Source organism: Nonomuraea monospora, assembly GCF_039531895.1.
Lineage (GTDB): Bacteria > Actinomycetota > Actinomycetes > Streptosporangiales > Streptosporangiaceae > Nonomuraea > Nonomuraea monospora.
This window is the reverse complement of sequence record NZ_BAAAQX010000019.1, coordinates 44,762-64,643: the sequence shown is the minus strand read 5'-3', so window position 1 is coordinate 64,643 and position 19,882 is coordinate 44,762. Positions and strand designations below refer to the sequence as shown.

The 19,882-nt window shown below is 71.6% G+C and carries 16 protein-coding genes; 7 read left to right on the top strand and 9 right to left on the bottom strand.

Annotated elements, in window-relative coordinates:
- Positions 1-48: 48 nt before the first annotated feature.
- Positions 49-1,434, top strand: a complete 1,386-nt coding sequence (locus tag ABD331_RS32255; RefSeq protein ID WP_344482950.1) for an NCS2 family permease — start codon at positions 49-51, stop codon at positions 1,432-1,434.
- Here ABD331_RS32255 and ABD331_RS32250 read toward each other — a convergent pair.
- Entirely contained in the window at positions 1,431-2,432 is a 1,002-nt protein-coding gene (locus ABD331_RS32250) for an excalibur calcium-binding domain-containing protein (protein WP_344482947.1), read from the bottom strand. The two genes, ABD331_RS32255 and ABD331_RS32250, sit on opposite strands and share 4 nt — an antisense overlap.
- A 150-nt stretch (positions 2,433-2,582) precedes the next feature.
- Here ABD331_RS32250 and ald point away from each other — a divergent pair, with 150 nt between their 5' ends.
- Together ald and ABD331_RS32240 are read left to right on the top strand one after the other, a co-directional pair.
- Entirely contained in the window at positions 2,583-3,698 is a 1,116-nt protein-coding gene (gene ald / locus ABD331_RS32245) for an alanine dehydrogenase (protein WP_344482944.1), read from the top strand.
- 73 nt (positions 3,699-3,771) lie between these two features.
- Positions 3,772-4,284: an EF-hand domain-containing protein gene (locus tag ABD331_RS32240; protein WP_344482941.1), complete on the top strand. Its 513-nt coding sequence runs from the start codon at positions 3,772-3,774 to the stop codon at positions 4,282-4,284.
- A 60-nt stretch (positions 4,285-4,344) separates the two neighbouring features.
- Here the strand turns inward: ABD331_RS32240 and ABD331_RS32235 are convergent, their stop codons facing one another.
- Positions 4,345-5,052 (bottom strand): thioredoxin-like domain-containing protein, encoded by a 708-nt coding sequence (locus ABD331_RS32235; protein WP_344482938.1) that lies wholly within the window; start codon positions 5,050-5,052, stop codon positions 4,345-4,347.
- Between the two features lie 167 nt (positions 5,053-5,219).
- Between ABD331_RS32235 and ABD331_RS32230 the strand changes: the two genes are divergently transcribed.
- Positions 5,220-5,855: a DUF305 domain-containing protein gene (locus ABD331_RS32230; RefSeq protein ID WP_344482935.1), complete on the top strand. Its 636-nt coding sequence runs from the start codon at positions 5,220-5,222 to the stop codon at positions 5,853-5,855.
- A 3-nt stretch (positions 5,856-5,858) separates the two neighbouring features.
- Positions 5,859-7,259, top strand: a complete 1,401-nt coding sequence (locus tag ABD331_RS32225; RefSeq protein ID WP_344482932.1) for a phytoene desaturase family protein — start codon at positions 5,859-5,861, stop codon at positions 7,257-7,259.
- A 113-nt stretch (positions 7,260-7,372) separates the two neighbouring features.
- On the opposite strand, the gene ABD331_RS32220 is transcribed toward ABD331_RS32225, so the two are convergent.
- The 6 genes from ABD331_RS32220 to ABD331_RS32195 form a co-directional block, all read right to left on the bottom strand.
- On the bottom strand, positions 7,373-8,425 hold the full coding sequence (locus tag ABD331_RS32220; RefSeq protein WP_344482930.1) for a threonine aldolase family protein: 1,053 nt from the start codon (positions 8,423-8,425) through the stop codon (positions 7,373-7,375).
- The gene (locus tag ABD331_RS32215) at positions 8,422-9,051 is read right to left on the bottom strand and encodes an SDR family NAD(P)-dependent oxidoreductase (RefSeq protein ID WP_344482927.1); all 630 of its coding nucleotides are present in this window, start codon (positions 9,049-9,051) and stop codon (positions 8,422-8,424) included. The genes ABD331_RS32220 and ABD331_RS32215 overlap by 4 nt, the downstream gene beginning before the upstream one ends.
- Positions 9,048-11,300, bottom strand: coding sequence for a DUF6421 family protein (locus ABD331_RS32210; protein ID WP_344482924.1), 2,253 nt, complete (start codon positions 11,298-11,300; stop codon positions 9,048-9,050). Before ABD331_RS32210 ends, ABD331_RS32215 begins: the two co-directional genes overlap by 4 nt.
- Positions 11,301-11,377: 77 nt before the next feature.
- A complete protein-coding gene (locus tag ABD331_RS32205) occupies positions 11,378-12,034 on the bottom strand; it encodes a response regulator (protein WP_344482921.1) in 657 nt (218 codons plus the stop codon).
- Between the two features lie 80 nt (positions 12,035-12,114).
- Positions 12,115-14,001, bottom strand: coding sequence for a serine/threonine protein kinase (locus ABD331_RS32200; protein WP_344482918.1), 1,887 nt, complete (start codon positions 13,999-14,001; stop codon positions 12,115-12,117).
- Positions 14,001-15,464, bottom strand: a complete 1,464-nt coding sequence (locus ABD331_RS32195; protein WP_344482915.1) for a zinc ribbon domain-containing protein — start codon at positions 15,462-15,464, stop codon at positions 14,001-14,003. Before ABD331_RS32195 ends, ABD331_RS32200 begins: the two co-directional genes overlap by 1 nt.
- Before the next feature lie 103 nt (positions 15,465-15,567).
- Between ABD331_RS32195 and ABD331_RS32190 the strand changes: the two genes are divergently transcribed.
- Positions 15,568-17,637, top strand: a complete 2,070-nt coding sequence (locus ABD331_RS32190) for a hydantoinase/oxoprolinase family protein (RefSeq protein WP_344482912.1) — start codon at positions 15,568-15,570, stop codon at positions 17,635-17,637.
- The gene (locus ABD331_RS32185; RefSeq protein WP_344482908.1) at positions 17,634-19,292 is read left to right on the top strand and encodes a hydantoinase B/oxoprolinase family protein; all 1,659 of its coding nucleotides are present in this window, start codon (positions 17,634-17,636) and stop codon (positions 19,290-19,292) included. Before ABD331_RS32190 ends, ABD331_RS32185 begins: the two co-directional genes overlap by 4 nt.
- Here ABD331_RS32185 and ABD331_RS32180 read toward each other — a convergent pair.
- On the bottom strand, positions 19,289-19,864 hold the full coding sequence (locus ABD331_RS32180; RefSeq protein ID WP_344482906.1) for a Uma2 family endonuclease: 576 nt from the start codon (positions 19,862-19,864) through the stop codon (positions 19,289-19,291). The genes ABD331_RS32185 and ABD331_RS32180 overlap by 4 nt on opposite strands.
- Between the last annotated feature and the right edge of the window lie 18 nt (positions 19,865-19,882).

The following is a 19,882-nucleotide window of genomic DNA, read 5'->3' as shown; positions in this document are numbered from 1 at the left end:
CCACGGCGGGGTAGGCAACCCGGCATTCCCCCTGATCACGAGGGGGGAATGGCGGTGCTCGACAGATTCTTCGAGCTGACGGGGCGAGGCACCACCGCAGGCCGTGAGGTGCGTGGCGGTCTGACGACCTTCATGGCCATGGCCTACATCATCCTGCTCAACCCGATCATCCTGGCGGGGGCCGAGGACGTCACCGGCGCCCGGCTCTCGATCGCGGAGCTGACCACCTCCACGGCGCTGGCCGCGGCGATCTCCACGCTGCTCATGGCCTTCGTCGGCAACGCGCCGTTCGGCCTGGCCGCCGGGCTCGGCCTGAACGCGGTGGTCGCCTACCAGGCGGCCCCGCACATGACCTGGGCCCAGGCGATGGGCCTGGTCGTGCTGGAAGGCGCGGTGATCATCGTGCTGGCCGTGACCGGCCTGCGCACCCTGATCATGAACGCGATCCCGCTGGCGCTCAAGCACGCGATCAGCGTCGGGATCGGCCTGTTCATCGCGCTGATCGGCCTGGTGGACGCGGGCTTCGTCGCGCCCGGCTCGGGCACCCCCGTGCAACTCGGCGCGACCGGGCACCTCACGGGCTGGCCGGTCGCGGTCTTCTGCTTCGGCCTGCTCCTGATGATCCTCCTGTACGTGCGCCGCGTCCCCGCCGCCATCCTGATCAGCATCGCCGTGACGGCTGCGCTGGCCATCCTGGTCAACTCGGTCAACGCCATCGACCCGGCGTCGTGGGGCGTCGTCGCGCCGCGCATGCCGGACTCGCTGGTCGCGGCGCCGGACTTCGGGCTGGTCGGCCAGTTCGACCTGTTCGGCGGGTTCGTCACGGCGGGGGCGCTGACAGCCACCGTGGTGCTGTTCACGCTGGTGCTGTCGGGCTTCTTCGACGCGATGGGGACGATCATCGGCGTCAGCGACGAGGCGGGGCTGGTGGACGAGCAGGGCCGGGTGCCCAGGCTGGGCCGCATCCTGACCGTGGACGGCGTGGCCGGCATGGTGGGCGGCGGGGCCAGCGCCTCGGCGAACACCGTCTTCGTGGAGTCGGCGGCCGGTGTCGGGGAGGGCGCGCGCACCGGGCTCGCCAGCGTGGTGACCGGCGCGCTGCTGGGGCTGACGCTGCTGTTCACGCCGCTGGCGGCGGTGGTGCCCGCCGCCGCGGCGGCGCCCGCGCTGGTGCTGGTGGGGGCGCTGATGATGATGCAGAGCAGGAACGTGCCGTGGAACGACCTGGACCTGGCCGTGCCGGCGTTCCTGACGATCGCGCTGATGCCGTTCACGTACTCGATCACGAACGGCGTGGGCGCGGGCGTGATCGTCTACACGCTGATCAAGGCGGTCAAGGGGCGGTTCTCGGAGATCCCGTGGCTGCTGTGGGTGGTCTCGCTGGTCTTCCTGGCCTACTTCGGCATCGACTGGCTGGAGGAGCTGTTCGCCTAGCGGATGTCGCCGCTGTTGCAGGCGACGCCGTTGTTGTCGACGTCGGTGTACCAGTCGTACTCCTCGTGGGTGCCCTTGTAGTAGGGGCCGTCGCCGGCCGCCACGGCCTCCTTGCAGCTCGTGTAGCGCTTGTCGAGGCCGCCCCGGCCGTTGGTGGCGGGCGCGGTGCCGCCGGGCCGCGAGGTGCCCGCGGAGCCGGTCGTCCCGGTGGAGCCGGTCGTGCCCGTGGAACCCGTCGTGCCCGTGGAACCCGTCGTGCCCGTGGAACCCGTCGTGCCCGTGGAACCGGTCGGGCCGGTGCCGCCGGTCGGCTGGCCCGTCGTGGCGGGGCCTGTAGGCTGCCCGGTCGGCGGGGTGGCGGGCTGGCCGGTCGGCGGGGTCGTGGTGCCGGCGCCGGGGCCGGGCGAGCCGCCCAGCAGGCGGGCCACCAGCGCGTCGGCGTCCTCCTTGGTGAAGCCGGCGATGCTCACGCTGTCGCCGTCCATCGGCTGGGTCACGATGGGCGCGGCGACCACCGTCTTGGGCTGGTCGGCCTGCGCGGGCGCCAGCACGATCGCGATCTGCTGCTGCTCGGGCACCAGCTCGTCGACCAGCTCTACCAGCTTGTCCTTGAACGCGGGCGCGACCGCGATGCGCACGGAGTAGAGGCCGTCGTCCTCGCGCAGCGGCTCGATGCGCTGCACGGCCGCGACGGTGACGCCGTCCTCCAGCAGGTAGCAGGTGGTCTGCGCCGCGTCGAGCACGGCCGGGTCGCCGGGGCACGGCGCGACCTTGGTCTCCCTGACGGGCGCGAAGTGGATGGGCACCGACAGGTAGCGCGGCGGCGCGCCCCCTAACAGGGGCATGTCAGGGCTTCTGGTCATGAGGACGGCGACCGTGCCGAGCACGCCTGCGACGAGCACGACGACCACCAGCGAGACGATCAGCACGATGGTGGTGAGTCTGCTGGCGGTCGGCTCCCCCGGGTCCGCGGGTGGCGGCTCTTCCGGCTTGTCCATCGATGACGATCCCATCCTGACGTTCGGGCTGCCGGTGAGCCTATCGAGGAGAAGGCACACCGGGGTAATCCGCCGGATAATCCTCACTCAACTGATAGACCGGAGGAAGAATGGAGGAGGAAACCCTGGATCCCCGGGAAGAGTGACGGCATGAAGATCGGTGTGCCGCGTGAGGTCAAGAACAGCGAGTACCGGGTGGCGCTGACCCCGGCGGGGGTGCACGAGCTGGCCCGCCACGGCCACCATGTCCTAGTCGAGCGCGACGCCGGAGCCGGCTCCGCGATCCCCGACGCCGACTTCGCCGCCGCGGGCGCCGTGCTGGTGCCCGAGGCCGACGAGCTGTGGGGCGAGGCCGACCTGGTGATGAAGGTCAAGGAGCCGGAGGCGGAGGAGTACCACCGGCTGCGCAAGGGGCTGGTGCTGTTCACGTACCTGCATCTGGCCGCCTCGCGGCCCTGCACGCGGGCGCTGCTGGAGTCTGGCTGCACCGCGGTCGCCTACGAGACGGTGCAGACGGCGAACGGCGCGCTGCCGCTGCTGGCGCCCATGTCGGAGGTGGCGGGCCGGCTGGCTCCGCAGGTGGGCGCCTACCACCTGATGCGCTCGGCGGGCGGCAGGGGCGTGCTCATGGGCGGGGTGTCCGGGGTGCGCGCGGCGCACGTGGTGGTGATCGGGGCCGGGGTCTCCGGCATGAACGCCGCCGCCATCGCCCTCGGCATGCAGGCCGAGGTGGTGCTGCTCGACATGAACATCGACAAGCTGCGCCGGGCCGACCTGATCTACCAGGGCCACTGCCAGACCGTCGCGTCCAACATGCTGGAGATCGAGCGCGCGGTGCTGGAGGCCGACCTGGTCATCGGCGCGGTGCTGGTGCCCGGCGCCAAGGCTCCTGAGCTGGTCAGCAACGACCTGGTCAGCCGCATGAAGCCGGGCTCGGTGCTGGTGGACATCTCGATCGACCAGGGCGGCTGCTTCGAGGACTCGCGGCCGACCACGCACGAGGAGCCGACGTACCGGGTGCACGACTCGATCTTCTACTGCGTGGCCAACATGCCGGGCGCGGTGCCGCACACCTCGACGTTCGCGCTGACGAACGTGACGCTCCCGTACGCGCTGGCCATCGCCGACCTGGGCTGGCAGCGCGCGATGCGCGCGGACCCGGCGCTGGCGCTCGGCCTGAACACGCACGAGGGCCGCCTGACCAGCCGGCCCGTGGCCCAGGCGCACGGGCTGGAGTGGACGGCGCCCGAGGAAGTGCTCGGCTGAACCGATTCCCCTGAGCCTCTGGGCATCCCGCATCCGAAGAGTTACGCTACGTAGCGATCAGCTACTTACCGTAATGATCGGAGTGGTGATGTCCCTGCCGAGCTTCCGTGAGAGCGCGGAGCGTAACTTCGACGACCTGGACGCCGACAGCGACGGCTTCCTGACCCGCTACGACTACCTGGCGCTCGCCCAGCAGCGCCTCCAGCGGGCCGGCGTCCGTCCCGACACGCCCGCCGGCGAGGCCCTGGTCGACGCGTTCATCAACGCCTGGGACACCCACGCCCGCGCCCTGGACACCGACCACGACGGCGAGATCAGCAAGGAGGAGTACGTGCGCTCCTTCGAGATGCTGGTACGCACCGGCGCGCTCGAAGCGGTGCTGGCGCCGATCTGCAAGGCCGCCTTCACCGTGGCCGACCACGACGGCGACGGCCACATCAGCGCCGAGGAGTTCCGCTCGCTCTGGAGCCACCGCGACACCGACCTCGGCACCGCCTTCGCCGCGGCTGACAGCGACGGCGACGGGCGCATCTCGTTCGAGGAGTTCGCCAGGGCCCGCCACGGCCTGCTCATCAGCGGGGACTGAGGAGCCAGGACACACGTCAGGGCCCGGCGGGGGCCGGGCCCTGACGTCCTCGTACCGCTGTTACTGCGACGGGCTGGCCGAGGGGGCCGGCGTCTCCATCGGGGCCTGCTGCTGGTTCGTGGGCTCCGGCGGCAGGGGAGCCTGGTCGGCCGTGGTGGTGATCGCGTCGTTGCCGCCACAGGTGGCGCCCGGCTCGGGCGTGTCAGCGCCGTTCTGGTAGCGCTTGATGAACGCCCCGAGCTTCGGGTCGGCCGGATCGGTCAGCTTGAGCTGGTGGCCCCAGGAGGACACCACGACCGGCGACGGCAGGTTGGGGAACGGGCTCATGAGCATGTAGTCCTGCTGCCCCGTGGAGGACGCGACCTCCTTCAGCTTGTCGATCTGCGCCTTGGGCAGGTCGGGCCGGTAGGTGATCCAGATCGCGCCGTGCTCCATCGAGTGCACCGCGTGCTCCGGATGGATCGGCTTGTCGTAGATCGCGCACTGCTGCCAGTAGTTGTTGTGCTGGCCGCCCACCGGCGGCGTCTCCTTGTACGTCACGGCGTTCCAGACATGCTGGCTGCCTTCGTACTTCACGCTGGTCACAGCGTCCAGCGAGGTCTGCCTGGCCTGGTTGACCAGGTAGAAGCCCACCACGCCGACGAGCACCACGATGATGAGCCCGCCCGTGCCCCACATCAGCAGTGCGGCGCGGCGTTGTTTGCGCTTCTGCTCGGCCCGCAGCTTCTGCAGGTTCTCGCGCCTCGCCTGCGCCTTCTCCTTCGTCATCGTTCCTCCATCGGCGTACCAACTCCGGGTCACCCTATGCCCTGCGGGCGTATGCGGAGAATAAGCGGGACATAAGCGTCCGATCACAGCCCTGCGAACCGGCGTGCCCGCAGGTGGGCCACAGGTCGGCCACAGGTCGGTACGCTGGAGCAGCCATGGAAAAACCGGTGAGAAAACCCATTCTGATCATCTGCGGCGTGCTGGTGCTCGCCGTGGCCGCGTTCCTGCTGTTCGGCCGCGACGGCACGCCGGGCGACACCTCACCGGAGGCCGGGTTCGCCCGCGACATGGCCACCCACCACGCCCAGGCCGTCGACATGGCGTTCATCGTCAGGGACAAGGGCCCCGCCAGGGAGATCAGGAGCCTGGCCTTCGACATCATCAACACCCAGTCGAACCAGCGCGGCATGTTCCAGGGCTGGCTGCAGCAGTGGAAGCTCAGCCAGGCGACCGACCAGCGGCCGATGGCCTGGATGAGCGGCCACGGGCACGGCGCCACGCCGGCGGCCACCCCGGCTGCCACCCCGGGCGTGATGCCCGGCATGGCCTCGGCCGACGAGCTGACCAAGCTCAAGCAGGCGCGGGGCACGCAGGCCGAGGTGCTGTTCCTGCAGCTCATGATCCGCCACCATGAGGGCGGCGTGCAGATGGCCGAGGGGCTGCTCAAGCTGTCCACGCGCAGCGAGGTGGTCAGCATGGCGCAGAAGATCGTCGACGGGCAGAGCGGGGAGATCAAGCTCATGACGGAGCTGCTCAAGCAGCGCGGCGCGCAGCCCTACCCGTCGATTCTGAAGAGCCAGTAAGCGATGGGCGCCGACGCGGTCGTCGTGGGATCCGGGCCCAACGGCCTGATGGCGGCCGTCATGCTGGCCCGCGCCGGGCGCGAGGTGCTGCTGCTGGAGGCGGCCGAGCGGTTCGGCGGCGGCCTGCGCTCCGCCGAGCTGACGCTGCCGGGGCACGTGCACGACCTGGGCGCGACCGTGATGGCGATGGCGCTGGCCTCCCCCGCGTTCAGGGAGCTGGACCTCAAGGGGGTCGAGTTCGCCCATCCGCCGGTGGTCGCCGCCCACCCGCTCGACGGGCAGCCCGCCGTGCTCGTGCACCGCGACGTCCGGCGCACCGCGGAAGGGCTGGGTCGCGACGGGGCCGCGTGGACGGCCACCGTGGGCGCGGCGGTGCGGGCCGGGCTGCCGCTGGTGGAGCTGCTGCTCAAGCCGCTGGGGCCGTGGCCGGCGCGGCCGATGACGTTCGCCAGGGCCGCCAGGTTCGGGCTCGGCGCGGCGCTGCCCGCCACCACGTTCGCCAGAGGCGCGTTCAGGACCGAGCGGGCGCGGGCGCTGATCGCGGGCATGTCCGCGCACTCCATGCTCGACCTGCGCGCCCCCATCTCCGCCGGATACGGGCTGACCCTCGCCGTGCTGGCCCACCTGGTGGGCTGGCCGGTGGTGCGCGGCGGGTCGCAGGTGCTCGCCGACGCGCTCGTGGCCGAGCTCAGATCGCTGGGCGGCGAGGCGGTCACCGGGCACCGGGTGCGGCGCCTGTCGGAGCTGGACGCGCCGATCGTCGTGCTCGACGTGACGCCCCGCCAACTGCTCGCGATGGCCGACCTGCCCGGCGGGTACCGGCGGCGGCTGGAGCGCTACCGGTACGGGCCCGGCGTGTTCAAGCTGGACTGGGCGCTGGACGGGCCGGTGCCGTGGCGCGACCCGGCGGTGGCCTCGGCGGGCACGGTGCACCTGGGCGGCACGCTGGAGGAGATCGCGCTCAGCGAGGCCGAGGCGAGTGCCGGGCGGGTCTCGCCCCGGCCGTACGTGCTGCTCGTCCAGCCTTACGCGGCCGATCCGACGCGCGGCGGGCACACCCTGTGGGCCTACTGCCACGTCCCGCACGGCTCGCGGGCCGACGTCACCGACCTGGTCGAGGCCCAGATCGAGCGGTACGCGCCGGGCTTCCGCGATCGGGTGCTGGCCAGGCACGCGATGGGCCCGGCCGAGCTGGAGGCCGCCGACCCCAACCTGGTGGGCGGCGACATCGGGGGCGGGCTGGCGAGCCTGGCGCAGTTCGCCCGCCGTCCGGTCTGGTCACCCGCCCCGTGGCGCACGCCGCTGCCGGGGGTGTTCCTCTGCTCGTCCTCGACGCCGCCGGGGCCCGGGGTGCACGGGATGGGCGGCTGGCAGGCCGCCCGCCTCGCCCTGCGCCACCGCTGAGCCCGCCGCACAGGACACGCGCGGGCGCCCAGGCCGCGACGGACGCAGGGCCGGGTCTCAGCCGCGGAGTCTCAGCGGCCGGGTCTCAGCGGCCGAGTCTCGGCGGCGGGGTCTCAGCGGCGGGTGTCGCTCATCTCCTCGGCGAGCGCGGCGGCGAAGGCGTCCACGTCCTCCTCCGTCGTGTCGAACGCGCACATCCACCGCACCTCCCCGTCCGTCCAGTCGTAGAACCTGAACCGCTTGCGCAGCCGCTCGGCCACGTCCGGGGGCAGCGCCGCGAACACGGCGTTGGCCTCGACCGCCCTGGCCACCCGCACCCCGGGCACGCGCCCGACCGCCTCGGCCAGCCGCCGCGCCATCTCGTTGGCCCGCCGGGCGTTGCGCAGCCACAGGTCGCCCGAGAGCAGCGCCTCGAACTGCACCGAGACGAACCGCATCTTCGACGAGAGCTGCATGAACGTCTTGCGCAGGTAGTCGATGCCGGTGGCGGCGTCCGGGTTGAGCACGACGACGGCCTCGCCGTACATCAGGCCGATCTTCGTGCCGCCGAAGGAGATCACGTCCACGCCCGCGTCGGTGGTCAGCGCCCGCATGGGGACGTCGAGCGCGGCGGCGGCGTTGGTCAGCCGTGAGCCGTCGAGGTGCACGAGCAGGCCCAGGTCGTGGGCGTGGGCGCAGATCGCGGCGATCTCGGCGGCGGTGTAGACGGTGCCCAGCTCGGTGGTGTTGGAGATGGAGACCACCTTCGGCTGGGCGCGGTGCACGTCGCCGAAGCCCCAGGCCTGCCGGTCGATCAGCTCGGGGGTGAGCTTGCCGTCGGGCGTGGGGACGGTGAGCAGCTTGATGCCGCCCGCCACCTCGGGCGCGCCGCCCTCGTCGGTGTTGATGTGGGCGCTCTCGGCGCAGATGACCGCCTCCCACTGCGCGGTCATGGAGCGCAGGGAGACGACGTTGGCGGCGGTGCCGTTGAACACCGGCCATGCCTGCGCCCGCTCGCCGAAGTGCTTCTGGAAGACCTCCTGCATGGCCTCGGTGTAGACGTCGTCGCCGTAGGAGGTCTGGTGGCCGCCGTTGGCGGCGACGACGGCCTGGAGGATCTCGGGGTGCACCCCGGCGTAGTTGTCGCTGGCGAAGGCCTTGAGCCGGGGGTCGTGCCGGGGGTTCAAGAAGTCAGGTCCAATCGTGTGCCGTTGATCTCTGCGGCGGGGCGTTCGTAGAGCCCGCCGATGGCCGCGGCCAGGTCGCCGACGTCGGTGAAGCCGGGGAACTTCGCCTCGGGGTTCGCCGCGCGCATGGAGTCGTTCACCAGCGCCTTGACGACGAGGACGGTGGCCGCGCTGGAGGTGCCCCTCAGCGCGTCGGCCAGGGAGAGCGTCCAGGCCTCCGCCGCCGCCTTGGCCGCCGCGTAGACGGCGCCTCCGGCGGACGGGGCCTGCGCCGCCTTGGCCGAGACGATCACGAAGCGGCCGTCGTCGCTGCGGCGCAGCAGCGGCTCGAAGGCCAGCGAGACGTGCTGGAGGGTGCGGATCAACAGGTCGTGCAGGAGGTCCCAGTCGCGGAGGTCGGTCTCGGCGAACGAGCCTGCGCCGCGCCAGCCGCCCACCAGGTGCACCACGCCGTCCACGCGGCCGTGCTCGCGCTCGATGCGGTCGGCCAGGCCCTGTACGGCGGCGCGGTCGAGCAGGTCCACGTCCTGCTTGTCCACGCCGATCACGGTGTGACCCTGTTTCCGGAAATATACGGACACGGCCTCACCTGTGGGCCCTCCGGCCCCGGTAACCAGAATGATCATGCTCGGAGTCCCTTAGTCGATTCGACTACGTCTGTCAGCTTACGGCGCAGTGCCTCGTAGAACATGCTGAGCGGGAACTCGTCGGGCAGCACCGCGTCCACCTTCGCCTTCTGCTCCTCCGGCAGCGCGTCCACCCCCTTCGCCCAGGTCGAGCCGGGATGCGGCGCCACGTACGCGCTCACCAGCTCGTACGCCGCCAGCCAGTGCGCCAGCTTGGACCGGTCGATGCTGTCGCGATACAGCTTCTCGACCTCCCCGCGCAGATCGGCCACCCCGTCAGCGACCCGGTCCCAGTCGATCGTGAGCCGGTTGTCCGTCCACCGCACGACGTCGTTGCGGTGCAGGTAGGCGAACAGGAGCTGCCCGCCGAGCCCGTCGTAGTTGCGCACCCGCTCCCCCGTGACGGGGAAGCGGAACAGCCGGTCGAACAGGATCGCCGTCTGCACGTACCGCGCGTACGGCACACCCCGCCGCTCCAGCTCCACGGCCTCCCCGAACGCGGTCAGGTCGCAGCGCAGCTCCTCCAGCGCGTACAGCCAGTACGGCATCCGCTGCTTGATCATGAACGGGTCGAACGGCAGGTCGCCGTGGCTGTGGGTGCGGTCGTGCACCAGGTCCCAGAGCACGAACGTGTCCTGCGCCAGCCGCTGCGAGGCCAGCAGCCGCTCGGCGTCGGGCGGCAGGTCCAGCTTGAGCGTCTCCACGGCGGCCGAGGAGACCCGCCTGAACCTGGCGGCCTCGCGGTCGGCGAAGATCCCGCCCCAGGTGAACCTGGCGGGCGCCTGCCGCACCGCCACCGTCTCGGGGAACAGCACCGCCGAGTGGGTGTCGTAGCCGGAGGTGAAGTCCACGAACGCGATCGGCACGAACATCGGGTTGTCGTAGCCGCCCGCCTCCAGCTCGGCCAGCCAGCCGGGCCAGATCGTGCGGATCCAGACGGCTTCCAGGTTGCGGACCGGGTTGCCGTTCTGGGTGTACATGGGGAACACCACGACGTGCTCCAGGCCGTCGAGGCGCTGGGTGTCGGGGTGGAAGAGGTCGAGGGAGTCGAGGAAGTCGGGCACGCCCAGGTCCTGTGCGGCCCACTTGGTCAGGTCGTTCCTGACGGCCTGAAGGTAGGGGGCGTCGTGCGGGAAGTGCTCTGAGAGCTCGCTCACGTGCGCGGTGATCCGGCTCACCAGGGTCTTGGCCCGCTCCTTGGCCTCCTCCGGCACCGAGCCGTCCTTGACCTGGAGCGGCCGCAGCTCCTCCACGGCCTCCTTGAGCCGCCCGAACAGGGCCGCCTTGACCTGCACAGGTCCCCCACCAAGCGCCCCGCCGCACCCCTCGTCGCGCGCCGCGCCAAGCGCCACATCGTGCGCCCCGCCATGCGCCCCGCCATGCGCCCCGCCATGCGCCCCGCCGCGCGCCTCATCGCGGGCCGCGCCGAACACCGCGTCGTGCGCCTCGCTGAGCGCCGCGTCGTGCGCCTTGCCGACGGCCCCGTACCCAGCCACGCCGACGCTGTCGGTGGGGAGTCTGGCGGACCAGGTGACCACGTTCTGCCAGAGCACGCGGTGGTCGTGATCGTCGATCGAGTCGTCACCGAACAGGTCGGAGTCGGCGAACACGACGACCCGCCCCAGGCCGTGCCGCAGCGTCAAGGCCAGCGGCTCGCCCGCCGGGTCCGCCGTCGTGGAGGTGGCGAAGAGCACCTGCGCCCCCTCGGCCGCCAGCGTGCCCGCACGGTAGAAGCAGGCCGTCCGCACCCCGGCGAGCACCCCGGCGTCGCTGGAACGTTCCCCCAGCACCCAGGTGGCCACGTCGCGGTGGGCGTGGCGGGGGTCGCGGACGGTGGTGTGCCGCACGTCCACGCCGAACCGGGCGAGCAGCTCGCGCAGGTTGTTGCCGTACTTGTCCTGCTCCTCCTCGGCCAGCACGACGAGCCCGCCGCCCCCGGCGACGAACGCCTCGACGGCGTCCAGTTCGGCGGCGGTGAAGACGGGGCTGCCCTGCCCGGTGGTGCGCTCCCAGCGGTCACCGGACGGGTGGGCGATCACCAGGACGTCCTGCCCGGCCAGCACGTCGGGGCCGAGCGGGCCGGACGTGTGAGCGGTGACCGTGTGTCCCAGGTGCCGCAGCAGCCCGGCCGCGCGGGCGTAGCTGTTGTCGTCGGGATGGGCGGGGTTGATGGACTCGGCCAGCTCGCGCCGGATGGTCCACGACTCGCTGTGAGCCTCGTCGAACAACACCTGGGGGAACGATCGCATGAAATATCTCCTGCATCTGCCGCCTTATGCAGGAAAATATACACACATATACGGAAATCCTCGCTAGTCCCTCCCGGCTAAGCAGCCCCAGGCCGTACGACGCCGGTCTCGTACGCGAACACCACGGCCTGCGCCCGGTCACGCAGCGACAGCTTCATCAGGACCCGCGCCACGTGCGTCTTGACCGTGGCCTCACCGACGAACAGGTCCCTGGCGATCTCCGCGTTGGTGAGGCCGCGCGCCAGCAGCCGCAGCACCTCCAGCTCGCGCGGCGTCAGCTCGGCCAGCGCGGGCGACGGCACGGGCTCCGCGCGGCCGGCGAACGTGGCGATCACCCGGCTCGTCACGGCCGGGTCGAGCAGCGCGTCGCCGGCGTGCACCACCCTGATCGCCTCCAGCAGTTGCTCGGGCGGCGACACCTTCAGCAGGAAGCCGCTGGTGCCGGCGCGCAGCGCGGCGTAGAGGTTCTCGTCGGTGTCGAACGTGGTCAGCGTGATCACCTTGGGTGGCGCGGGCGCGTCCAGCAGCTCCTTGGCCGCCGCCAGCCCGTCGAGCCGGGGCATCGAGATGTCCATGAGGACGATGTCCGGCCGGGTACGCCTGGCCACGGCGACGGCCTCACGCCCGTCGGCCGCCTCTCCGACGACTTCCATGCCGGGATCGCTCTCGACGACCATGCGCAGCCCGGCCCTGACCATCGCCTGATCGTCCGCGATGACTATGCGAATGCCCACACGCGGAGGTTAGACGGCGGGGTGCCGCCTTGAACACCGCGAGAACTCCCCTGCCAAGCCGTACGCAAGTGAGTTCCAAGTCAGGACAGCCGCACGCTCTGCCTGAACCTCGTCTGGGTGGCGTCGTCGCAGCTCGTCTTGCCGCAGAAGTACATGATCAGCATGGTCTTGGGCTCGCGGTTGATCACGTAGCTCACGAAGGCGAGCCTGGCGCCGCTGGCCGGGTCGTGCAGGGAGCCGTCGAAGCGGGTGGCGGGGCTGCTGCCCGCCTGGTCCTGCACGGGTTTGTCGAGGTCGACCTGGCCGGGGAGCAGGGCCTCCATCTTGGGCTTCATCAGCTCGGCGGTGCCGCTGGCGTCGAGGGTGTCGGAGACCTGGACGTACACGCCGGCGACGCCCTCGGGGTCGCTGTTGACGATCTCCTTCACCTTGGACCAGTCGGCGCCCGGGCCGGCCACGAACAGCTCCTCGAACTCCGTGGCGTGCGAGGACGCCACGGCGAACAGGTCCTGGTGGGTGCGCACCGTCCAGTCGCCCGGGTAGTCGAACGTGAGCGGCGCGGCGGCGCTGGTCTTGTACGTCGTCCAGGTGTCGCCGCGGTTGTTCATGATCACGAACGCCACCAGGGCGAGCGCGGCCACGGCGGCCACCAGCGTGGCGGCCACGATCGGCACCCTGCCCGGCCGCTTGCCCGCCGCACGGGCCGGCCGGGCGCCCGACCGGGTGCCCGGCTGGCCGGCCGGCTGGGTGGCCGGGCCGCCCGCCGGAGCCCGCGTGAACGGCGCCGCGAACGGCGGCACGGAGCCCGGCCCGGAGTCGCGCCCCTGCCCCGCCCCGCCCGGCACGGAATGCGGCCCCGAACCAGGCCCTGAACCAGGCCCCGCGCCATGCCCCGCGCCATGCCCCGCGCCATGCCCCGCGCCATGCCCCGCGCCATGCCCTGAGCCGGGAATGGAGTGCGGCCCCGAGCCAGGCCCCGGCTGGGGCGCCGCGTGGGCCCCCGGACGCTGCACGGGATAGGGCCCGGAGTGCGGGCTCTGCCCGGGAGGCGGCACGAGGTGCGACCCGGATCCCAGGTTCGACCGCGGGCCGAAGCCGCCGAACGGGTCGCCGAAGGGGTCCTGCTGGTGCCCGCTGATCGCGTCGCGCAGCGCGGTCACGAACTCGGTGCAGGTCGCGTACCGCTGCTCGGGCGACTTGGCCAGCGCGCGCATGATCACGCCGTCCACCTGCGCGGGCAGCTCGGGCCGCAGTTGCGACAGCGGCGGCGGCTGCTCGGCCAGGTGCGCCCAGAGCAGCGCGATGTCGTTCTCGCGCTGGAACGGCAGCCGCGCCGACAGCGCCTCGTAGACCACGCAGGCCAGCGCGTACTGGTCGCAGCGGCCGTCGATGTGCTCCTTGTTGATCTGCTCGGGCGACATGTACCGGGGCGTGCCGATGAACTGGTCGGTCTGGGTCAGCCCGGAGATGGACGAGCGGTGCTTGGTGATGCCGAAGTCGGTCAGGTAGACGTGGTCACCGGCGAGCAGGATGTTGGCCGGTTTGACGTCGCGGTGGATCAGGTCGTGCGCGTGGGCGGCGTCGAGCGCGGCGGCCGTCTGCGCGAAGATCTGGTTCGCCTGCCCGATCGGCAGCGGCCCTCGGTCGTAGATGAGGCGGCGCAGGTCGAGGCCGTCCACGTACCGCATGGCGATGTACAGGACGCCGTCCACGTCGGCGTTCGCCTCGTAGATCGGGATGATGTTGGGGTGCTCGATGCTGGCGACCGTCCTGGACTCCAGGATGAACCGTTGCCTGAACCTGTCGTCGACGCTGAGCACCGGGTTGAGGATCTTCAGCGCCACCCGGCGGCTCAACCTCGGGTCGAGTGCCAGGTAGACGACGGCCATGCCGCCCTTGCCGACGATGTCCTCGATGTAGTACCCGGCCACCTCCTGGCCGATGAGCGATCTTTCGTTCAATGGCATCACGTCTCGATGGGGTGGCCGCAGTAGCCGCAGAATCGATGCGCCGGTCCGAGTCTCATGCCGCACGAGGTGCAGTACTTGATCGCCGGGTCCGGCGCGGTCATCACCTGCTGTTGCTGCGGGGCCACTTGGAACGACTGGGACCGCCGCACGACCACGGTCTGGTTCGCACCGTCGTCGAGCGGTGGACTGGCCGCCAGCGGCTGTGGCAGTTCTGTCTGTCTTTCAGGAGTGCGGCGGCGCCACAGCAGATACGCCCCGCCCCCCGCCGCGATGAAAAGAATTCCGGCCGCCGCGATGAACGGCCACAGCGGCGTGGACCCCTCGGGCTCGCTCGACGCCCTCTTGGTGCCCTGGTCCTCGGGGCCGCCCCGCTTGGCCAGCGAGGTCTTCAGCAGGGCTGCGGCCACCACGTTGCCGGGGTAGAGCTCCAGCACGCGCTGGAAGCCGGGCGCGGCCTCGGTGTAGTACTTCGTGTGATACCGGGTCAGGGCCGCCTCGAAGGCGGTGTCGATGGCGCCTCTGCGCGGCACCACCTTGGCCGCGGCCAGGATGGCGGTGACCTCCTTGACGCCGATCATCTTGCCGTCCTTGCCGCCGCCGACCAGCAGGCCGATGACGTGGCCGTCCTTGTCGCCGATGATGGGCGCGCCGACCAGGCCCTTGTCGGCGAGGCCGCCCAGCTTGACCGGCTCGTCGACCTTCTTCTCCGGGTCGGCGAACGGCCTGCCCGCGCCGCCGGCGACGCCGCCCTTGCCCAGGTGGGCGATCTCCACGGTGTGCGCCACGTTCGGGCCAGGCCTGCCGAGGAAGCCGGCTACGTTGGTGGGCGAGCCCTCCTGGTCGGGCACCTTGTCGGCGAGCGGCGCGGTCGGCATGCCGACGCCGCCCGCGACGGGCGTCAGCGGCACCAGCACGGCCGGGTCGTCGGGGTTGGGACCGGCCTTGATGCACTTGACCTTGTAGCCGTCGGCGCTGGCCGGTGAGACGTTGGGATAGGCCGTGATGTCGGTGGTGACGCTGACGATGCAGGTGGCGGTGTCGCTCTCGGGCTTGTAGCACTGCTGGAGATGCTCGTCGAGCAGGTCGTCGGAGAGCGTGTGCTTGTCGTAGTCGGCCGGGATCTTCACCTTGTGGTGCTCGGCGAAGATCTTGTTGGCGGCGTAGATGGCGACGTCGTTCGCGTTCACCGCCAGGCGCCTGAGCGCCACGACGGTGCCGTCGGGGTTGACGACCGTGCCCGTGCCCGCGGCGAACGGCAGGCTGTAGGAACGGTCCACGTGTTTCAGCTCGCCGATGTGGTCGAGCAGGGTGATCTTCACGTGGGACACGGCTTCCAGCCGCACCACGGCCGGGCTCACCAGGTCGGTGATCCCGCTCGGGTGCTCGTGGGCCGCGACCGGTGTCGCGATGAGCACCAGTGCCACCGCGGCGCCACCGGCAAGAGCTGTGAGGCGCGCCATCTCCGCTCCAAACACTGGAATAGGACCAGGTTCCCAATCACATGGCGTAAGTCAATAGACCACCACATAGACAAGCGCTTGCTCGGGGACATAACGTACCTGGATGGGTTACGCGATCGGCGTCGATGTCGGCGGCACCTTCACCGACGTGGTCCTGAGAGGCACGTCCGGCGCGATATCCGTGGCCAAATGTTTGAGCACCCACTACGACCCCATCGCGGGCATCGTCTCCGGCGTTACGCGCGTGCTCGGCGGACGCGACCCGGCGCAGGTCACGCGGGTGGTCCACGCGACCACTCTGGCCACCAACGCGGTGCTCGAACGCAAGGGCGTACGTGTCGCCTATGTCACGACACAGGGCTTTCGGGCCGCCATCCCACTCGGCCGGTACGCGCGCGTCGAGGAGGACCGCTACGACCTGCGCTTCACCCCGCCCCCTCCCCCGGTCGCGCCCGGCGACTGCTTCGAGGTGGTCGAACGCGTCTCGGCCCGCGGCGCCGTACTGACACCTCTCGACACCGGCTCCGTGCACCGGGTCGCCGACGCGATCGCGGCCCGCGGCATCGAGTCGGCGGCGGTGTGCCTGCTGCACTCCTACGCCAACCCCGACCACGAACGGCGGGTGGCGCGGATCCTGCGCGCCACGATCCCCGCCGTCGTCATCTCGTCCGAGGTGTGGCCCGAGATCCGCGAGTACGAGCGCGCCACCACCGCCATCATGTCCGCCTACATCGGCCCGCTGATGGCCTCCTACCTCTCCCGCCTGCGCGAACGGCTCGCGGAGCTGGGCATCCACGCGCCCGTCCACGTCATGGAGTCCAGCGGCGGCGTGATCTCCGCCGAGCTGGCCGCCAGGCGGGCCGTCGCCACGATCGAGTCCGGCCCGGCCGCCGGGGTGCTGGCGGCGACCGGGGCCGGGTTCGCGGAGGCGATCTCGTTCGACATGGGCGGGACCACCGCCAAGACGTGCGTGGTGCGCGGCGGGCGGCCGGAGATCACCCACGAGTTCCACGTGGGCGGCAAGGGCAGCTTCGGCGGGCGGCGGGCGGGCACCGGCGTGCCCATCAAGACCCCGGCCATCGACCTGGCCGAGGTGGGGGCGGGCGGCGGCAGCGTGGCCTGGCTCGACCCCGCGGGCGCGCTGCGCGTCGGCCCGCGCTCGGCCGGCTCCTCCCCCGGCCCCGCCTGCTACGGCCTCGGCGGCTCGGAGCCGACCGTCACGGACGCCAACCTCGTGCTCGGCTACCTGTCCTCGGCCTCCATCCCGCTGTCGCCGCCGCTCGCGGACAAGGCGCTGGACCGGCTCGCCTCGCCGCTGGGGGTGACGCGCGAGGAGGCCGCGTACGCCGTGCACGAGATCGTCAGCGCGTCCATGGCGTCGGCCGTGCACGTGGTCACGGTGCAGCGCGGCATCGACCCGCGCGGCTTCGCGCTGGTCGCCTTCGGCGGCGCGGGGCCGATGCACGCGGCCAGGGTGGCCGAGCGGTTCGGCATCGGGACGGTGGCGGTGCCGGCGCACTGCGGGGTGGCGTCGGCGGCCGGGCTGCTGTCGGGCGCCCTGTCCACCGACCGGGTCCTGTCCCGCCTCGACGCCCCCGACCCCGAGGCGATCTTCACCTCCCTGGCCGGGGACGCCGCCGCCGACCTCGGCCTCTCGCTGTCCGCGCCCGGGGTGCGGGTGCTGCGCTCGGTGGACGTCCGCTTCAAGGGCCAGTCGCACGACCTCACGGTGGAGTGGTCCGGCGATCGGGACGTGCTGGAGTCGCGGTTCTTCCGCCGGTACGCGGAGGTGTACGGGATCACGCAGCGGGGGGAGGTCGAGCTGGTCAGCTACCGCGTCCGCGTCACCACCCCGCCGGATGACGCCCCTCCGGACGGCGGGGCCCCTCTCGGCGCCGGTGCGGCGGAAGGCCGTACGGCGGAATCCGGCGCGGCGCGGACGGCAGAGCCCGGCGCGACGCCAACGGCGGGCACCCGCAAGGCGTACTTCCCGGAATGCGGCGGCTACACCGACGTCCCCGTCCACACCAGGGACACCCTCGCCGGAGCGGGCGGCCGGGCCGACGGCCCCGCCATCGTCGAGGACCCCGGCTCCACGATCGTCATCCCACCGGGCTGGACCGCCCGCCTCACCCCCGCCCAGGCCGTCCACCTCACCCGGAGCATCCCATGACCGACCCGCTGACCGCCGAGGTGCTCAGGAACGCCCTCGTCGTGGCCGCCGAGGAGGCCAGCATCGTGGTGGTCCGCTCGGCGTACTCGACCTTCATCGTCGAAGGCTCGGACGCCTCCGCGGCGGTCCTCGACGCCAGGGGCCGCCTGATCGCCCACTCCATGGCCACTACGCTGATGAACAGCATGGCGCTCAAGCTCGCCCTCCCCGAGCTGCTCAAGGACCTCCCGCCGCACACGATGCGCCCCGGCGACGTGTACGCGCTCAACGACGCCTACCGGGGCGGCGTGCACACCAACGACCTGCTCGTCTACCGGCCGGTCTTCGTCCACGGCGCCCCCGCCTACTTCACCGCCACCATGATCCACGTCTCCGACCTGGGCGGCCTCTCGGCGGGCGGCATGGCCCCGCTGGCCACGGACATCTTCCTGGAGGGCCTGCAGCTCCCCCCGGTCCGCCTGGCCACCGCCGCCGGCCTGGAGCCCTCGGTCGAGGCGATCCTGCAGGCCAACAGCCGCACCCCGGACAAGGTCATGGGTGACGTACGGGCCCTGGTGGCAGGCACGGCGGTGGCCGCCACCCGGCTGGAGTCCCTGATCGCGGAGTACGGCGCGGACGGCCTCGCCGCGGGCGTCGACGACTACCTGACCTATACCGAGGACAGGACCAGGGCGGCGCTGGCGGAGCTGCCGGAAGGCCGCTTCGAGGCGTCGTACCCGATCGACGACGACGGCCTCGACCCCGACCGGTGCCATCACGTCCGCGTCGCCGTCACCCTCGGCCCGCGCACGGCGGCGCTCGACTTCTCCGGCACCGACCCGCAGGTGCCCGCCGCCATCAACGCGTCGGCGTCGCAGTCGCTGGCCGCCGCCGTGTTCGCGATCCGCTGCTTCCTCGACCCGACGATCCCGATGAACGACGGCTGCCTGCGCGCCATCGACGTGCACCTGCCCGAGGGCTCCCTGCTCAACGCCCGCTCCCCGCACCCCTGCGGCGGCCGTTACGTGCCCATCTACGCCGCCATGGAGGCCGTCTTCCAGGCGCTGTCGGACGCGGTGCCCGAGCGTGCCATCGCGGCCAGCGGGATCCTGCAGCCGTTCTCGATCGCGGCGGTGGGGGCGCCGTACTGGATCCACCTGTCGTACGACTTCGGTGGCGTCGGCGCGCGCCGCGGCCTCGACGGGCCGGACGCGACGGGCGTGCACTTCGGCGTCGGCCGGAACTCGGTGCCGCAGGTGGAGCCGGTGGAGAGCCGCTGCCCGCTCATCGTGGAGTCGATCGAGACGATCCCCGACTCGGGCGGGCCTGGGCGGCACCGGGGCGGGCTGGGGTCGCGCACCGTCTACCGGTTCCTGGCGGACTGCCACGTCACCACGCGCGGCGACCGGCTGCGGCTCGCGCCTCCTGGGCGGGAGGGTGGGCTGCCTGGGCGGGTCGGCGGGTTCTATCGGCGGCGGGTGGATGGGGCGGTGGAGCGGCTGGCGTCCAAGGTGAACAATGTGCGGTTCGCGGCCGGGGAGGCGTTCATCGTGGAGACGACGGGCGGGGGTGGGCTGGGGCCCGTGTCGGAGCGGGAGCGGGGGGCGGTGGTGGCCGACCTCGACGCCGGGCGCGTGTCGGCGCGAGGGGCGGCACAGGACTACGGGGTCGGCTAGTCGGCGTCGATCAGGTCGGCGGGGTCGAAGCTGACGGTGTAGGGCGCGGACAGGGTGACGGTGGTCCCGGCCTTGTGGACGGAGGGTTCGCTGTAGGCGCCGCCGTCCAGTTCGTACACGTGGAGTTCCGGGCCGGGGCTCGACTCGAAGCGCCAGTAGCTGGGGATGCCCGCAGCCGCGTATGCCTCGGGCTTCAACCTCCTGTCCGTTGATTTGGTGCTCGGGCTGACGACCTCTACAGCCAGCAGCACGTCGCTGGGGCGGAACATCAGCTTCGTGTTCCTCGCCGCGATTTTCGGCACGACCACGAGGTCGGGGATGTAGAAGTCGATGTCGCTCGCGCGCACATTGACTGTCGAGAACACCTTCAGATGCGGAGGCTTGGCCTGGTGCAGAATCATCTGCAGAACGAAGATCGCGTCCTGGTGCGGAGGGGTCGGGGCAGGGCTCACCAGCAGGCTTCCGTTGAAGAGCTCGTAGCGGTGCCCATCGTCGGGGAACTCGAGCAGGTCGTCGACAGTGAAAGGCGCGTCGGGGTCGGCGCGCGTCGGTTCGATCGCCAATGCGGTCACCTGCTCAGTATCGGGAGT

Excerpts from the sequence above, each read along its gene's own strand:
- ABD331_RS32250 (WP_344482947.1), bottom strand. The coding sequence starts at position 2,432 with ATGGACAAGCCGGAAGAGCCGCCACCCGCGGACCCGGGGGAGCCGACC.
- ABD331_RS32185 (WP_344482908.1), top strand. The coding sequence starts at position 17,634 with ATGACCGACCCGCTGACCGCCGAGGTGCTCAGGAACGCCCTCGTCGTG.
- ABD331_RS32190 (WP_344482912.1), top strand. The coding sequence starts at position 15,568 with ATGGGTTACGCGATCGGCGTCGATGTCGGCGGCACCTTCACCGACGTG.
- ald (WP_344482944.1), top strand. The coding sequence starts at position 2,583 with ATGAAGATCGGTGTGCCGCGTGAGGTCAAGAACAGCGAGTACCGGGTG.
- ABD331_RS32225 (WP_344482932.1), top strand. The coding sequence starts at position 5,859 with ATGGGCGCCGACGCGGTCGTCGTGGGATCCGGGCCCAACGGCCTGATG.
- ABD331_RS32210 (WP_344482924.1), bottom strand. The coding sequence starts at position 11,300 with ATGCGATCGTTCCCCCAGGTGTTGTTCGACGAGGCTCACAGCGAGTCG.
- ABD331_RS32240 (WP_344482941.1), top strand. The coding sequence starts at position 3,772 with ATGATCGGAGTGGTGATGTCCCTGCCGAGCTTCCGTGAGAGCGCGGAG.
- ABD331_RS32215 (WP_344482927.1), bottom strand. The coding sequence starts at position 9,051 with ATGATCATTCTGGTTACCGGGGCCGGAGGGCCCACAGGTGAGGCCGTG.
- ABD331_RS32255 (WP_344482950.1), top strand. The coding sequence starts at position 49 with ATGGCGGTGCTCGACAGATTCTTCGAGCTGACGGGGCGAGGCACCACC.
- ABD331_RS32235 (WP_344482938.1), bottom strand. The coding sequence starts at position 5,052 with ATGACGAAGGAGAAGGCGCAGGCGAGGCGCGAGAACCTGCAGAAGCTG.
- ABD331_RS32195 (WP_344482915.1), bottom strand. The coding sequence starts at position 15,464 with ATGGCGCGCCTCACAGCTCTTGCCGGTGGCGCCGCGGTGGCACTGGTG.
- ABD331_RS32200 (WP_344482918.1), bottom strand. The coding sequence starts at position 14,001 with ATGCCATTGAACGAAAGATCGCTCATCGGCCAGGAGGTGGCCGGGTAC.